This is a genomic window from Streptomyces sp. NPDC050504, from assembly GCF_044458065.1.
Taxonomy (GTDB): Bacteria; Actinomycetota; Actinomycetes; order Streptomycetales; family Streptomycetaceae; genus Streptomyces.
In genome coordinates this window covers 152358-167415 of sequence record NZ_JBITHO010000004.1, presented here as the reverse complement: position 1 = coordinate 167415, position 15058 = coordinate 152358, and the positions used below count along the sequence as shown (strand labels likewise).

Annotated in this window: 13 protein-coding genes; 11 read left to right on the top strand and 2 right to left on the bottom strand. The window is 73.4% G+C overall.

The window, feature by feature from the left end; genetic code table 11:
* Positions 1 to 50 precede the first annotated feature (50 nt).
* The 5 genes from ACIBNE_RS16065 (at position 51) to ACIBNE_RS16045 (ending at position 5193) form a co-directional block, all read left to right on the top strand.
* Positions 51 to 1283 carry an ABC transporter ATP-binding protein gene (locus tag ACIBNE_RS16065; protein ID WP_399272928.1) on the top strand — a complete coding sequence of 411 codons (1233 nt, stop codon included), beginning with the start codon at positions 51 to 53 and terminating at the stop codon, positions 1281 to 1283.
* Between the two features lie 18 nt (positions 1284 to 1301).
* The gene (locus tag ACIBNE_RS16060; RefSeq protein WP_399271846.1) at positions 1302 to 1976 is read left to right on the top strand and encodes a trimeric intracellular cation channel family protein; all 675 of its coding nucleotides are present in this window, start codon (positions 1302 to 1304) and stop codon (positions 1974 to 1976) included.
* A 23-nt stretch (positions 1977 to 1999) separates the two neighbouring features.
* Positions 2000 to 2854, top strand: a complete 855-nt coding sequence (locus ACIBNE_RS16055) for a thioesterase family protein (RefSeq protein WP_399271844.1) — start codon at positions 2000 to 2002, stop codon at positions 2852 to 2854.
* A 97-nt stretch (positions 2855 to 2951) separates the two neighbouring features.
* Positions 2952 to 3965: a helix-turn-helix transcriptional regulator gene (locus ACIBNE_RS16050; RefSeq protein WP_399271842.1), complete on the top strand. Its 1014-nt coding sequence runs from the start codon at positions 2952 to 2954 to the stop codon at positions 3963 to 3965.
* A gap of 64 nt (positions 3966 to 4029) precedes the next feature.
* Positions 4030 to 5193 (top strand): cysteine desulfurase family protein, encoded by a 1164-nt coding sequence (locus ACIBNE_RS16045; RefSeq protein ID WP_399271840.1) that lies wholly within the window; start codon positions 4030 to 4032, stop codon positions 5191 to 5193.
* Here the strand turns inward: ACIBNE_RS16045 and ACIBNE_RS16040 are convergent.
* Positions 5186 to 5869, bottom strand: a complete 684-nt coding sequence (locus tag ACIBNE_RS16040) for an N-acetylmuramoyl-L-alanine amidase (protein ID WP_399271839.1) — start codon at positions 5867 to 5869, stop codon at positions 5186 to 5188. The two genes, ACIBNE_RS16045 and ACIBNE_RS16040, sit on opposite strands and share 8 nt — an antisense overlap.
* Positions 5870 to 5930: 61 nt before the next feature.
* Here ACIBNE_RS16040 and mnmA point away from each other — a divergent pair, with 61 nt between their 5' ends.
* A complete protein-coding gene (mnmA, locus tag ACIBNE_RS16035; protein WP_399271837.1) occupies positions 5931 to 7085 on the top strand; it encodes a tRNA 2-thiouridine(34) synthase MnmA in 1155 nt (384 codons plus the stop codon).
* On the opposite strand, the gene ACIBNE_RS16030 is transcribed toward mnmA, so the two are convergent.
* The gene (locus ACIBNE_RS16030; protein WP_399271835.1) at positions 7082 to 7888 is read right to left on the bottom strand and encodes an alpha/beta fold hydrolase; all 807 of its coding nucleotides are present in this window, start codon (positions 7886 to 7888) and stop codon (positions 7082 to 7084) included. The two genes, mnmA and ACIBNE_RS16030, sit on opposite strands and share 4 nt — an antisense overlap.
* 128 nt (positions 7889 to 8016) lie before the next feature.
* On the opposite strand from ACIBNE_RS16030, the gene ACIBNE_RS16025 reads away from it, so the two are divergent.
* The 5 genes from ACIBNE_RS16025 to ACIBNE_RS16005 all read left to right on the top strand — a co-directional run bounded on the left by ACIBNE_RS16025 (position 8017) and on the right by ACIBNE_RS16005 (position 14907).
* Positions 8017 to 8556 carry a TIGR00730 family Rossman fold protein gene (locus ACIBNE_RS16025; protein WP_399271833.1) on the top strand — a complete coding sequence of 180 codons (540 nt, stop codon included), beginning with the start codon at positions 8017 to 8019 and terminating at the stop codon, positions 8554 to 8556.
* Positions 8557 to 8563: 7 nt separating this feature from the next.
* The gene (locus ACIBNE_RS16020; RefSeq protein WP_399271831.1) at positions 8564 to 9262 is read left to right on the top strand and encodes an SDR family oxidoreductase; all 699 of its coding nucleotides are present in this window, start codon (positions 8564 to 8566) and stop codon (positions 9260 to 9262) included.
* Positions 9263 to 9267: 5 nt separating this feature from the next.
* A complete protein-coding gene (locus ACIBNE_RS16015; protein WP_399271829.1) occupies positions 9268 to 10287 on the top strand; it encodes a methionine synthase in 1020 nt (339 codons plus the stop codon).
* A gap of 33 nt (positions 10288 to 10320) precedes the next feature.
* The gene (gene ligA, locus ACIBNE_RS16010; RefSeq protein WP_399271827.1) at positions 10321 to 12504 is read left to right on the top strand and encodes an NAD-dependent DNA ligase LigA; all 2184 of its coding nucleotides are present in this window, start codon (positions 10321 to 10323) and stop codon (positions 12502 to 12504) included.
* 267 nt (positions 12505 to 12771) lie between these two features.
* Complete coding sequence (locus tag ACIBNE_RS16005) at positions 12772 to 14907, top strand: putative bifunctional diguanylate cyclase/phosphodiesterase (protein ID WP_399271825.1); 2136 nt, start codon at positions 12772 to 12774, stop codon at positions 14905 to 14907.
* Positions 14908 to 15058 lie beyond the last annotated feature (151 nt).

The window sequence follows — 15058 nt, the reverse complement described above, 5'->3', positions numbered from 1 at the left end:
ACAAGGCCGCGAGCGAGGCTGCCAGCGACAACGAGGCGGGCGCCGGGGAGGTGCTCCTGAAGGTCGAGAACCTGACGAAGCACTTCCCGATCCGCAAGGGCCTGCTCCAGCGGCAGACCGGCGCGGTCAAGGCCGTCGACGGCATCTCCTTCGACGTGCGCGCGGGGGAGACCCTGGGCGTCGTGGGCGAGTCCGGCTGCGGCAAGTCGACCATGGGCCGGCTGATCACCCGGCTGCTCGAACCGACCGGCGGAAAGGTCGAGTTCGAGGGGAAGGACATCACGCACCTGTCCATGGGGCAGCTGCGGCCGATGCGCCGCGACGTGCAGATGATCTTCCAGGACCCGTACTCCTCGCTGAACCCGCGCCACACCATCGGCACGATCGTCAGCGCCCCCTTCAGGCTCCAGGGCGTCACGCCCGAGGGCGGGGTCAAGCAGGAGGTCCAGCGGCTGATGGGGCTCGTGGGTCTCAACCCCGAGCACTACAACCGCTATCCGCACGAGTTCTCCGGCGGCCAGCGCCAGCGCATCGGCATCGCCCGCGCGCTCGCCCTGAACCCGAAGATGGTCGTCGCGGACGAGCCGGTCTCGGCGCTCGACGTGTCGATCCAGGCGCAGGTGGTCAACCTGCTGGACGACCTCCAGGACGAGCTGGGCCTCACGTACGTGATCATCGCGCACGACCTCTCGGTGATCCGGCACGTCTCGGACCGCATCGCGGTCATGTACCTCGGCAAGATCGTCGAGCTCGCGGACCGCAAGTCGCTGTACGAGTCGCCCATGCACCCGTACACCAAGGCGCTGATGTCCGCGGTGCCGGTGCCGGACCCGAAGCGGCGCGGCCAGAAGAGCGAGCGCATCCTGCTCAAGGGCGACGTGCCCTCGCCGATCTCGCCGCCGAGCGGCTGCCGGTTCCACACCCGGTGCTGGAAGGCGACGGAGCTCTGCAAGACGCAGGAGCCGCCGCTGATCGCGCTGAAGACCGGCCACCAGGTGGCGTGCCACCACCCCGAGAACGCCGAGGACCAGGCGCCGAGCGACAAGGCGCTGCCCGGGGCGCGGGAAGCGGTGGAGATCGTGACGCTGCCCGGCGCGTCCGTGTCCGAGGAGGCGGAGGCGCCCGAGGCCGCGGAGGCACCCGCGAAGGCGGAAGCGTCCGACGACACCCCGGCCGAGGGCGACGACGCCTCGACCGAGGACGAATCCGCTGCCGCGGACGACTCCTCCGCCGAGGGGGACTCCGGCGGCAGCGGTACCCGGAAGGACCTCACCAAGGAGTAGACCCGGCACAATCGTCCGGTGCTCCATGAATTGTTCACGCCCTCCGTCCAGCATGCGCTCGACCTCATCGGGATCTTCGTCTTCGCGATCTCCGGTGCTCTGCTCGCCGTACGCAAGAACTTCGACGTCTTCGGCATCGCGGTACTCGCAGAGGTCACGGCGCTGGGCGGGGGGCTCTTCCGCGACCTGATCATCGGGGCGGTGCCGCCCGCGGCCTTCACGGACCTCGGCTACTTCATCACCCCGCTCTTCGCCACCGTGCTCGTCTTCTTCCTCCACCCCGAGGTGGAGCGGACGCAGCACGCGGTCAACGTGTTCGACGCGGCTGGCCTCGGGCTCTTCTGCGTGACCGGCACCACCAAGGCGTACGACTACGGGCTCGGCCTCACCGCGTCGGCGACGCTGGGCCTGGCGACGGCGGTCGGCGGCGGCGTGCTGCGCGACGTCCTCGCGAACGAGGTGCCCTCGCTGCTGCGCTGGGACCGCGACCTGTACGCGGTGCCGGCGATCGTCGGCTCGGCGATGGTGGTGCTGTTCATCCGCTTCGACGTGGTGAACGCCTTCACCAGCGGGCTCGCGGTGGTCACCGCGTTCGTGCTGCGGCTGCTCGCGATGCACTTCCACTGGCGGGCGCCGCGCGCCTGGAACCGGAAGTCGGCGAGGTCGGAGACCGAAGAAGCTACCGCTCAGTAACCCCGTTCGGGTACGGTGCCCGCATGGCTCAGGCGACACAGGCAACCATCGGCAACAGCGAGTTCGACCGGGACACCGCGGTCGTCCCCCGCCCCGGCGAGCCGGGCGTGTACGACGCGGAGCTCTCGGCGGGCTGGACGATCATCCACGCCGTGAACGGCGGGTACCTGCTGGCGGTGCTGGGGCGGGCGCTCGGCGACGCGCTGCCGCACGCCGATCCGTTCTCGGTCTCGGCGCACTACCTCACGGCGTCCGTGCCGGGCCCCGCGGTGATCCGTACCCAGACCGTGCGCAGCGGGCGGACCGTCTCGACCGGGCAGGCGTCGCTCCTCCAGTACGAGGAGGACGGCACCGAGGTCGAGCGGATACGGGTGCTCGCGACGTACGGCGACCTGGACGCGCTCACGGACGAGGTCCGCACGACGGCCCTGCCGCCGGCGATCCCGCCGTACGAGCAGTGCCTGGGCGCCGCGGACGGGCCCGCGCCCGCGGCGATCCCCGGCTCGTCGGCGATCACCGACCGCCTGAACATCAAGCTGGACCCGGCGACGGTCGGCTGGGCGGTCGGCGCGCCGTCCGGCAGGGGGGAGATGCGGGGCTGGTTCGGCCTCGCGGACGGGCGCGACGCGGACGCGCTGTCCCTGCTGCTGACGGTGGACGCGCTGCCGCCGACCAGCTTCGAGCTGGGCCTGAAGGGCTGGACGCCGACGGTCGAACTGACCACGCACGTCCGCTGCCGCCCGGCTCCCGGCCCCCTGCGGGTCGCGATCACGACGCGGAACCTGGCGGGCGGGTTCCTGGAGGAGGACGCGGAGGTCTGGGACAGCACGGACCGCCTGGTGGCCCAGTCCAGGCAACTGGCGAGGGCGCCGCGCTAGGGGGCGCCGTCGCGCCCGCGGCGGGCGGGGGAACCGCACGAGAGCGGGGCACGCCCCGGGCCGACGGTCCCAGGAGGAGGCACGCCATCCTGGGGGCGTGAAGTCCGACCGGCTGCTCTCCATCCTCCTGCTCCTCCAGACCCACCACCGCCTCCCCGCCCCCGACCTCGCCACCCGCCTGGAAGTCTCGGTCCGCACCATCTACCGGGACGTCGAGGCACTCTCCGCCGCGGGCGTCCCCGTCTACGCCGAACGCGGCCGGCACGGCGGCATCTCCCTGCTCCCCGGCTTCCGCACCGACGTCACCGGCCTGACCGCCGACGAGGCCCGCGCCCTCTTCGTCCTCGCCGCCGAGGGCACCCACGCCGCCCTCGGCCTGGACGAGGCGCTGGGCTCCGCGCTCCGCAAGGTGATGGCCGCGCTGCCCGCCCCGCACCGCCCCGCCGCCGAGCAGACCAGCCGCCGGATCCTGGTCGACCCGGTGCGCTGGATGCGCGCCCCGAAGACCCCGCCGCCCGCCGTGGACGTCGCGGAACTCCAGGACGCCGTCCTCACCGACCGCCGCCTGCGCCTGCGCTACCGGCACAGCGGGGCGGGGGCCCCGAGGACGTACACCGTCGACCCGTACGGCCTCGTCGTGAAGGCGGGCGTCTGGTACCTCGTCGCGGACCGCCGCCGCACCCCCCGCCTCTTCCGCGCCGACCGCGTCCAGCGCGCCGGGACGACCGGCGACCCGGTGCGCCGCAGGCCGGGCGTGGAGCTGGCCGACGTCTGGGAGGTGCTGCGGCGGCAGGTCGAGGACCGCCCGACGGGCGTCCGCGTCCGCGTCAGGGTGCACACCTCCCGCGTGGACCTGCTGATGCGGATCTACGCGCCCCAGCTCACCGGCCCGCCCGAGCCGACCGGCGACGACCCCGCCTGGCAGGAGGCCGAACTCGCCTTCCCCACCGTCCAGGGCGTGCGCTCGCTCCTCGCCCTCGGCGAAGGCCTGGAGGTCGTCGCGCCCCCGGAGGCCCGCCGCGAGATCGCCCGCGCGGCCGCCTCGGTCACCGCGCTGTACGCGAAGGACGCGGGGCCGCACCCGGACGCCGCCGCGCCCCGCCCCGGCTGATAACGGCCTGCGGCCGGGCCGCCCGCTCCGGTCCGCCCCACCGGCTCGTAGAATCGTGCCCACCATGGCTTACCTCGACCACGCCGCGACCACCCCGATCCTCCCGGAGGCGGCCCAGGCGTTGACCGCCCAGCTCGCCGTCACCGGGAACGCGTCCTCGTTGCACGCCGCCGGCCGCAGGGCCCGCCGTACGGTCGAGGAGTCCCGCGAGACGCTGGCCGCCTCCCTCGGCGCCCGGCCCAGCGAGGTGGTGTTCACCTCCGGCGGCACGGAGGCCGACAACCTCGCCGTGAAGGGCCTGTACTGGGCCCGCAGGGACGCCGACCCGCGCCGCGTCCGCGTCCTGGCCAGCCCCGTCGAGCACCACGCGGTGCTCGACGCGGTCGACTGGCTCGGCGAGCACGAGGGCGCCGAGGTCGAGTACCTGCCCGTCGACTCCCACGGGCGCGTGCACCCCGAAGCGCTCCGCGAGGCGATCGCCCGCGACCCCGACACGGTCGCGCTCGCCACGGTCATGTGGGCGAACAACGAGATCGGCACGGTCATGCCCGTACGGGAACTGGCCGAAGCGGCGGCCGAGTTCGACGTGCCGCTGCACGCCGACGCGGTACAGGCGTACGGCCAGCTGGAGGTCGACTTCGCGGCCTCCGGCCTCGCCGCGATGACGGTTTCCGGCCACAAAGTCGGCGGCCCCTACGGGATCGGCGCGCTGCTGCTGGGCCGCGAGTACAGCCCCGTGCCCGTGCTGCACGGCGGCGGCCAGGAGCGGCACGTGCGCTCCGGCACCCTCGACGTCCCCGCGATCGCCGCGTTCGCGGTGGCCGGGCACCTCGCCGCCGAGCGCCGCGAGGACTTCGCCCGCGACATCGGCGGTCTGCGCGACGAGCTGATCGCGGTCGTACGGGCCGCGGTGCCGGACGCGGTGCTCGGCGGCGACCCCGTGGACCGCCTCCCCGCCAACGCCCACTTCTCGTTCCCCGGCTGCGAGGGCGACTCGCTGCTCCTGCTGCTGGACGCGCAGGGCATCGAGTGCTCGACGGGCTCGGCCTGCACGGCGGGCGTCGCCCAGCCCAGCCACGTCCTGCTCGCCGCGGGCACCGACCCGGACCTGGCGCGCGGCACCCTGCGCTTCTCGCTGGGGCACACCTCGACCAAGGCCGACGTGGCGGCCGTCGCCGCGGCGATCGGCCCGGCGGTGGAGCGGGCCAGGACGGCGGGGCTCAGCTAGCGCGGGCCCCCGAGGGCGTCGGGGACGGCTCCGGCGCCGCCAGCGCCGCCCGCACCAGCTTCAGGTACCGGTCCCAGTCCCAGTGCGGCCCCGGGTCCGTGTGGTCGGCCCCCGGCACCTCGGAGTGCCCGATGACGTGCTCCCGGTCCGCCGGCATGCCGTACCTGCGGCAGATGTCGGCGGTCAGCCGCGCGGAGGCCGCGTACATCGCGCCCGTGAAGTCCCGCGGCCGGTCCACGAACCCCTCGTGCTCGATGCCGACGCTGCGTTCGTTGTACTTCCGGTTGCCCGCGTGGAACGCCACGTCCAGCTCGCGGATCAGCTGGGTCACCGTCCCGGCCTGCGTCACGATGTAGTGCGTCGCCGCGCCGTGCCCCGGGTCCCTGAACGCCCGTACCGCCGAGTCGTAGCTGCCCTGCGTGACGTGGACGACCACCCGGTCGATCTCGTAGTCGTCCGGCCTGTCCGCCCGCCGCAGGTTCGCGTTCGACGCCGCCCTCCACCGCGCGCCCGCGTGGTCAAGCTCGCCCTCCTTGCGGGGCCTGGTCACCCCGGGCAGCCGCCACCAGGCGTCGCCGATCTGCTCGCGCGCGAGCAGCGCCGTGCCGGCGGCCGCCGCCGCTCCGCCGACGAGCAGCGCCCGGCGGGTGATCCGAGGATCCCGTTTCTCCCCCATGCGACCGTCAACGCGTACTCACGGGCATTCGGTTCCCGGCGCCCCGTACCCTGGAAGGGCTATGACTCAGACTCCTCAGGGCACCCCCCAGCGTCCGCACCCCCGTCCCCTCCGGGTCCTGGCCGCCATGTCCGGCGGCGTGGACTCCGCCGTCGCGGCCGCCCGCGCGGCCGAAGCGGGCCACGACGTCACCGGCGTGCACCTCGCGCTCTCCGCGAACCCGCAGTCCTTCCGCACGGGCGCCCGGGGCTGTTGCACCATCGAGGACTCCCGCGACGCCCGCCGCGCGGCCGACGTCATCGGCATCCCGTTCTACGTCTGGGACCTCGCCGAGCGGTTCCGCGAGGACGTGGTGGAGGACTTCGTCGCGGAGTACGAGGCGGGCCGCACGCCCAACCCGTGCCTGCGCTGCAACGAGAAGATCAAGTTCGCCGCGCTGCTCGACAAGGCGCTGGCGCTGGGCTTCGACGCGGTCTGCACCGGCCACTACGCGACGGTCGTACGGGCCGAGGACGGCACCCGCGAGCTGCACCGCGCCTCCGACATGGCCAAGGACCAGTCGTACGTGCTCGGCGTGCTGGACGAGAAGCAGCTGGCCCACGCGATGTTCCCGCTCGGCGACACCCTCACCACCAAGGACGAGATCCGCGCGGAGGCCGAGCGGCGCGGTCTGGCCGTCGCCAAGAAGCCCGACAGCCACGACATCTGCTTCATCGCCGACGGCGACACCCAGGGCTTCCTCGCGAACCGCCTGGGCAAGGCGGAGGGCGACATCGTCGACGAGGCGGGCAACAGGCTCGGCACGCACGAGGGCGCGTACGGCTACACGATCGGCCAGCGCAAGGGCCTGCGCATCGGCCACCCGGCCCCGGACGGCAAGCCGCGCTACGTCCTGGACATCTCTCCCGTGAACAACACCGTCACCGTCGGCCCCGTCGAGGCGCTGGACGTCACGGCCCTGACCGCGATCAAGCCGCGCTGGTGCGGCACCCCGCCCGAGGGCCCCGGCACGTACACCGCGCAGCTGCGCGCGCACGGCGGCGAGACGGAGGTGAGCGCGGAACTGCGCGACGGCACGCTGCACGTCGCGTTCACCGAGGCGGTCCGCGGCGTGGCACCGGGCCAGGCCATCGTGCTGTACGACGGCACGCGCGTGGTCGGCTCGGCGACGATCGCCACCACCGAGCGGCGCAGCACGGCGGGCGCCACCGCCTAGCCCGCGAGGCCCAGCAGCGGCGCCTCGGTGCCCGCGAAGAAGTCCGTGAGGACCGGGGCCAGGACCTGCGGGGCCACCTCGTGGGTCTGGCCGGTCAGCGTGCGGTGGCGGGCCCTGGGCACCGCGTCGGCGACCGCGCGCGCCGCCGAGCGCATCCACTCGGGGCTCGCGCCGCCGCTGATCACCAGGGTGCGCCTGGCGACGGCCGCGAGACCGGCCAGCGGGGGCTCTCCGTCGCCCATCACCGCGTAGTCGTACGCCAGGGTGGGCGCCAGCGCCTGAAGCCCCGGCCACATCGGGGCGCGCCGCATCTGGTCGAGCATCTCGGGCGGCATGCCCGTGCCCGTCAGGAACAGCTCCAGCGCGCCCGTCCGGTCGCCCGCCGCGACCAGCTCGCGCAGCCGCGCCCGGTCGGGGGCGGCCGCGGCCCGGCTCGCCGGGTCCAGGTCGTACGGCGGCTCGTACACCGCGACGCGGTCGACGGGCAGCCCGGCGGCGACCGCCCTCAGGACCAGCGCGGCGCCCGACGACATGCCGTACACACCGGCCCGCCCGCCCGCCTGGGCGAGAACCGCCGCCAGGTCCTCGACCTCGCGCTCCACCGCGTAGGGCGCGGTGTCACCGCTGGAGCCGCGGCCCCGCCGGTCGTAGCGGAACACCGTGAAGCGCGGCGCGAGGAGCGCGGCCAGGGCGTCGTCCGTGGCGGCCGTGGACAGGGCGCCGGTCACCAGCACCACCGAGGGGCCCGCGCCCTGCCGCCGAAAGGCGATGGGCGTGCCGTCTTGCGAGAGGGTCTTCTCCATGTGAGGGCAGACCGCGTGCCGCCGCAGAACTCATCGTTCGGCCGGAAAATACTTTCGCGCCGCAGGTGGGAGGGGGTACGAAGGGGCCCGCCCGGCCGCTTGTCACACCCGGCCCCTACCGTGGACGCATGAACATCTGCGTCTTCCTCTCCGCCGCCGACCTCGACGAGCGCTACGTCCGCCCCGCCCGCGAATTCGCCGAGCTCATCGGCAAGGGCGGGCACACCCTGGTGTGGGGCGGCTCCGACGTCGGCCTGATGAAGGTCGTCGCGGACGGCGTCGAGGCCGCGGGCGGCAGGCTCGTCGGCGTCTCGGTGGACTTCCTCGCCGACAGGGCCAGGCCCGGCGTCGACGAGATGGTGATCGCCGGGGACCTCGCGGAGCGCAAGGCGCTGCTCCTGGAGAAGTCCGACGCGATCGTCGTCATGGTCGGCGGGACCGGCACGCTCGACGAGGCGACCGAGGTGCTGGAGCTGAAGAAGCACGCCAAGCACACCAAGCCGGTGGTGCTGCTCAACACCGCGGGGTTCTACGACGGGCTCAAGCTCCAGTTCCAGCGCATGGAGGAGGAGGGCTTCCTGCCGATACCCCTCACCGACCTGGTGTTCTTCGCGGAGGACGGCGTCGCGGCCCTTGCCCACCTGGAGGAGTCCCACGGGGTGCGCTGATGCGAGCATGGTCCCCATGGCTACACATGTGATCACTGGTGCCGGGTCCGGGATCGGCGCGGCCGTCGCGCGCCGGCTGCACGAGCGGGGCGACGACCTCGTGCTGCTGGCCCGCGACGCCGGGCGCGCCAAGGAGCTCGCGGCCGCCCACCCCGGCGCCCGCACCCTCGTCGCCGACCTGGCCGACCCGGACCGCATCTCCTGGGCGTTCGGCCACCAGTCGCTGCCCGACCGCGTCGACTCGCTGCTGCACGTCGCGGGCGTCGTGGACCTCGCTCCGGTCGCCGACCTCACCCCCAGGACCTGGCGCGAACAGCTCAACACCAACCTCCTCGCCCCCGCCGAACTGACCAGGCACTTCATCCACCAGCTCCGCCTCACCCGCGGCCACGTGCTGTTCGTCAACTCCGGCGCGGGGCTGAACGCGCACGCGGGCTGGAGCGCGTACGCCGCCTCCAAGCACGGCCTGAAGGCGCTCGCCGACTCGCTGCGCCACGAGGAGCACGAGCACGGCGTGCGCGTCACCACCGTCTACCCGGGCCGCACCGCCAGCCCCATGCAGGCCAAGGTGCACGCCCAGGAGGGCAAGGAGTACGACCCGGCGCGCTTCATCGACCCGGAGTCCGTCGCGACGACGATCCTGATGGCCATCGACCTGCCGCGCGACGCCGAGGTCAACGACCTGACCGTGCGGCCGGGCCGGTGAGCGCGGTGACCGCAGCGGCCGAGGGCGCCTTCCCCTGGGGCCCGGCGACCGGCGTCGGGTCGATGCCCGGCGGCGACGCCCGCGAGGCCGCCAGGACCGTCACGGGCTCGTTCGACGACGCCCCCTTCCCTTACCTCGCGGAGCTGCCCGCGCGCGGGCCCGGCGCCGACATGATCGGCCGGACCATCGGGCTGCTCGTGGAGATGTACGCCCACGTCGAGCCCAGCGGCTGGCGGGTCAGCGACCGGCCGGGCCGCGACACCCGCAGGGCCAGGTCCTGGCTGGGGGAGGACCTCGACGCGCTGGAGGAGTTCACCCAGGGGTACGAGGGCCCGCTCAAGGTCCAGGCCGTCGGCCCCTGGACCCTGGCCGCCGCCCTGGAGCTGCGCGGCGGCGAGGCGCTGCTCGCCGACGCCGGGGCCTGCCGCGACCTCGCGGCCTCGCTCGCCGAGGGGCTGCGCGGGCACCTCGCGGCGGTGCGGCGCAGGGTGCCGGGCGCCCGGGTGGTGCTCCAGCTCGACGAGCCCTCGCTCACGGCCGTGCTGCGCGGACAGATCAAGAGCGCCAGTGGGTACAGGACCTACAGGGCCGTCGACCGCCAGGTGGTCGAGAGCGCGCTGCGGGACGTGATCGCGGTGACCGGCGACGAGCCGGCGATCGTGCACTCGTGCGCGCCCGACGTGCCGTTCGCGCTGCTGCGCAGGGCGGGGGCCGCCGGCCTGTCCTTCGACTTCGGGCTGTTGACCGAGCGTGACGAGGAGGCGATCGGTGAAGCGGTGGAGGGCGGCACGAAGCTCTTCACCGGCGTCGTGCCGTCCACTGACGCCGGATTGTCAGACCCGGCTAGTAGCGTCATGGGTGTCAGGACGCTGTGGCGCAGGCTGGGGCTGAATCCGGGGACCCTCGCGGAGTCCGTGGTGATCACCCCGTCGTGCGGGCTGGCCGGGGCATCGCCCGGACACGCGCGCGCGGCCCTCGCCCACTGCGCCCGCGCCGCGAGATCGCTCGCAGACAACCCTGAGTAACGGGGCCCCGAGCCCAACGGGAGGACGAAAACGGTGGCTGGCGAACAGCAGGCGGCACTGCCCGCGGACGTGCGGGAGCAGCACGCGCAGATTGCCGAGCAGGTCGAGGAGCACCGCTTCCGGTACTACGTGAAGGACCAGCCGGTCATCAGCGACGGCGACTTCGACAAGCTGCTGCGCTCGCTGGAGGCACTGGAGGAGGAGTACCCCGCGCTGCGCACGCCCGACTCGCCGACCCAGAAGGTCGCGGGGGCGTACGAGACGGAGTTCACCGCCGTCGAGCACCGCGAGCGGATGCTGTCGCTGGACAACGCCTTCGACGACGAGGAGCTGACGGCCTGGGCCGAGCGCGTCGCCAAGGACGTCAACACCGACGACTACCACCTGCTGTGCGAGCTGAAGGTCGACGGCCTCGCCGTCAACCTCACGTACGAGAAGGGGCGGCTGACCCGCGCCGCGACGCGCGGGGACGGCCGCACCGGCGAGGACATCACGCCCAACGTCCGCACCATCGCCGACGTCCCCGACCGCCTGGAGGGCGAGCGGATCCCCGACCTCGTGGAGATCCGCGGCGAGGTCTACTTCCCGATGGAGAAGTTCCAGGAGCTCAACGCCCGGCTGATCGAGGCGGGCGACAAGCCGTTCGCCAACCCGCGCAACGCGGCGGCGGGCTCGCTCCGCCAGAAGGACCCGAAGGTCACGGCGACCCGCCCGCTGCACATGGTGGTGCACGGCATCGGCGCCCGCGAGGGCTTCGACATCGACTGTCTCTCGCACGCCTACGACCTGCTCCGCGGGTGGGGCCTGCCGACGTCCGCGAACAACAGGGTCGTGGACTCCCTGGACGGCGTGCGCGACTTCATCGCGTACTACGGCGAGAACCGCCACTCGGTGCAGCACGAGATCGACGGAGTGGTCGTCAAGCTCGACGAGATCCCGCTCCAGGGCCGCCTGGGCTCCACCTCGCGCGCCCCGCGCTGGGCCATCGCCTGGAAGTACGCGCCCGAGGAGGTCAACACCAAGCTGGTCAACATCCGCGTCGGCGTGGGCCGCACGGGCCGCGTCACGCCGTACGCCCAGGTCGAGCCGGTCACGGTCGCGGGCTCCGAGGTCGAGTTCGCGACCCTGCACAACCAGGACGTGGTGAAGGCCAAGGGCGTCCTCATCGGGGACACGGTCGTGCTCAGGAAGGCCGGGGACGTGATCCCCGAGATCCTGGGCCCCGTCGCCGACCTGCGCGACGGCACCGAGCGGGAGTTCGTGATGCCCGCCGAGTGCCCCGAGTGCGGTACCGCGCTGCGTCCGATGAAGGACGGCGACATCGACCTCAGGTGCCCCAACTCCCGCTCGTGCCCTGCCCAGTTGAGGGAACGTCTCTTCTATCTGGCGGGCCGCAAGTCGCTCGACATCGAGAACTTCGGGTACGTGGCGGCCGCCGCGCTCACCAAGCCGCTGGAGCCCGCCGACCCGCCGCTCGTCGACGAGGGCGACCTCTTCGACCTCACCATCGAGCAGCTGCTGCCCATCAAGGCGTACGTCCTGGACCAGGACAGCGGCCTGCCCAAGCGCGACCCCGAGACCGGCGAGGAGAAGATCGCCACGGTCTTCGCCAACAAGGAGGGCGAGCCCCGCAAGAACGCCCTGTCGATGCTGGAGAACATCGCGGCGGCCAAGGAGCGCCCGCTGGCCCGGATCATCACCGGCCTGTCCATCCGCCACGTGGGCCCCGTCGCGGCCGAGGCGCTGGCCAGGGAGTTCCGCTCGATCGACCGCATCGAGCAGGCCACGGAAGAGGAGTTGGCCGCCGTCGAGGGCGTGGGGCCCACCATCGCCGCCTCGCTCAAGCAGTGGTTCGACGAGGAGTGGCACCGCGAGATCCTGCGCAAGTGGCGCGCCGCCGGGGTCCGGATGGAGGAGGAGGGCTCGGGCGAGGACGAGGGGCCGCGCCCCCTCGAAGGCCTCACCGTGGTCGTCACCGGCACCCTCGTGGCGCACACCCGGGATGGCGCGAAAGAGGCGTTGCAGAGCCGCGGAGCCAAGGTGACGGGTTCCGTTTCGAAGAAGACGTCCTTCGTCGTGGTCGGGGACAACCCGGGTTCCAAGTACGACAAGGCGATGCAGCTGAAGGTTCCAGTTCTGGACGAGGACGGCTTCGCGGTCCTGCTGGAACAGGGACCCGACGCGGCTCGGGAGGCGGCGGTACCCATCGAGGAGTAGGCCCACGAACGCACAGGACCGGCCGACTTGGGCCACCCGTTCAGCGCATACCAGATGGATAAGGGTGGCCGGGTCGCATTCGGGCAAGAGCTGTAGAGCGCTGCCCGTCAGAGCCTTCTGCGGCCTACTGTTGAGGTGTGCGCCTGCCGAGCACAGCTGCGAATGGGGTCTCCCCTGCTCGTGGAGAGCTTGGGGAAGGGATTTCGTGGCGGCACGTCATCGTGCCGTCGCGTGGCATCGGCACCGCCGGCTGTGAGAGGGACGGGAATGAATCCGACCGAGAGCGCATCCCCGGTCGCGCGGCTGCGCGGTTTCGCGGGCCTCGCCCCGAAGCTCGCGGCCGCCGTCGTGGCCATCGCGACCGTCGTCCTCGCCGTGGGCTTCTGCCAGGCGGTCCGAGGCGGCCACGCGCTCTTCCCCGACGGCACGCCCGGCTGGTCCTTCGCCGTGCTCACGGGGCTCATCGTGGGACACCTGGTCGCGCTGGGCCGCGACCGGTGGTGGGGCGGCACCGGCTCGGGTGCCGCCCTCACTCTCTCCGTGCTCCTCCTGTACGGCTGGGTCCCCGCCGGGCTCGTCAGCCTCGTCGTGGTGGTGCTCGTCGGAGTGGCCCGCAGACACCGCTGGGGGCAGGGCGTCCTGCACGGCGCGGTCGACATCCTCGGCATCGGCGCCGGAGCCCTGGTCCTCGCCGCCTTCGGGGACGTGCCGACCGTAGAGGAGTCCTGGTCGCCGCTCGACTGGGACTTCGGGGCGCTCCCCGAGGTGGTCCTGGTGGCGGGGGCGTACCTCGTCACCACCCGTCTGCTCCTGTGGTACGCGTTCTTCTCGCCTGGCGGCGGGCTGCCGACCGTCGCCCGCACGGCGCTGCTGCGGCAGGGCCTGGTCGCCGTCGCGCTGCTCGGCATCGCCCCGCTGATCTGCGTGGTCGCCGTCGCCCTGCCGGTCCTGCTGCCGCTCTTCGCCGTTCCGCTGATCGCCCTCGACTCCACGCTCTGGATCGCCAGGGCCAGGGCCGAGGAGCAGCTGCGCGACCCGCTGACCGGGCTCCCCAACCGCCAGTGGCTCCTGGAGCGCACCTGGACGGCGCTGGAGGACGCGGAGAGCGTCGGCGCCAGATCCGCCCTCGTCCTGATCGACCTCGACCGGTTCCGCTCGGTCAACGACACGCTCGGCCATCTGGCGGGCGACCGGCTGCTGCTCCAGATCGCCGACCGGCTGCGGCTCGCGCTGCCGCGCGGGGCGGAGGCGGCCCGGCTCGGCGGCGACGAGTTCGCGGTGCTGCTGCCGACGGCCGACTCCACGACGAGCGCGCAGCGCGTCGCCAGGCACCTGGTCGCCGAACTGTCCTCGCCGCTCGACCTGGACGGACTGACGCTCGTACTGGAAGCCAGTGCGGGCGTCGCCGTCTCTCCCGACCACGCGCTGGACGCCGAAGGGCTGCTGCGCCGCGCGGACGTGGCGATGTACCAGGCGAAGCGGGACCGCACGGGCGTGGAGGTGTACGAGTCGAAGCGCGACTCCAACACGCCGGACAGGCTCGGGCTGCTCGGCGACCTGCGGCGCGCGCTGGACGCGGGCGAGGTGGAGCTGCACTACCAGCCCAAGGTCCGCTTCGACGGGCAGGTCGCGGGGCTGGAAGCGCTGGTGCGCTGGGTGCACCCGGAGCGCGGGCGGGTCCCTCCCGACGAGTTCATCGCGATCGCCGAGTCGTCCGGGCTGATGCCGCACCTCACGGAGTACGTGCTGGAGACCGCGCTCGCGCAGGTCGCGCGGTGGCGGGCGCAGGGCCTGAACACGCCGGTCGCGGTGAACGTCTCGCCGCGCGACGTGCACACCCCCGGCTTCGCGGGCGCCGTCGCCGCGCGGCTCGCCCGGCACGGGGTCCCCGCGGGGGCGCTCCAGCTGGAGATAACGGAACACGTGCTCCTGGAGGACCCGCAGCGGGCCGCGGACACGCTGGCCGGGCTGACCGGGCACGGCGTGAAGATGTCCCTCGACGACTTCGGCACGGGGTACTCCTCGCTGGTCCACCTGCGCCGCCTGCCCGTCAGCGAGCTGAAGATCGACCGCTCGTTCGTGGCACGGCTCGCGGTGGACACCGAGGACGCGGAGATCGTGCGGTGCACGGTGGACCTGGCGCACTCGCTGGGCCTCCTGGTCGTCGCGGAGGGCGTCGAGGACGACGAGACCTGGGAGCGGCTGCGGGACCTGGGGTGCGACGCCGTCCAGGGCTGGCTGGTCGCCGCGGCGATGCCGCCCAGCGAGACGACCGCGTGGCTGCGGGCGCGCGGCTCGCGGGGCTGGCGGCGCCCCGCTGAGCTGGCGGCGGAGGCGGCGGCCGAGGCGGGCGCGGGCGACACCACGGAGGCCGGCAGCCCGACGAGCCCGGTGGTGAACTAGCGGGGCGCGGCCCGGCCCGGCGCGGCGCGTTTCGCCTGCGGCGGGCCGCACCCCACCCCGCCCCTTTCAGGGGTGCGGGGAACTGCGCGAGGGCGGGACACACGCCGCGCGTACCCACCCGCCCCGCAGGGCCCCCGGAGGGTTTCGGGAA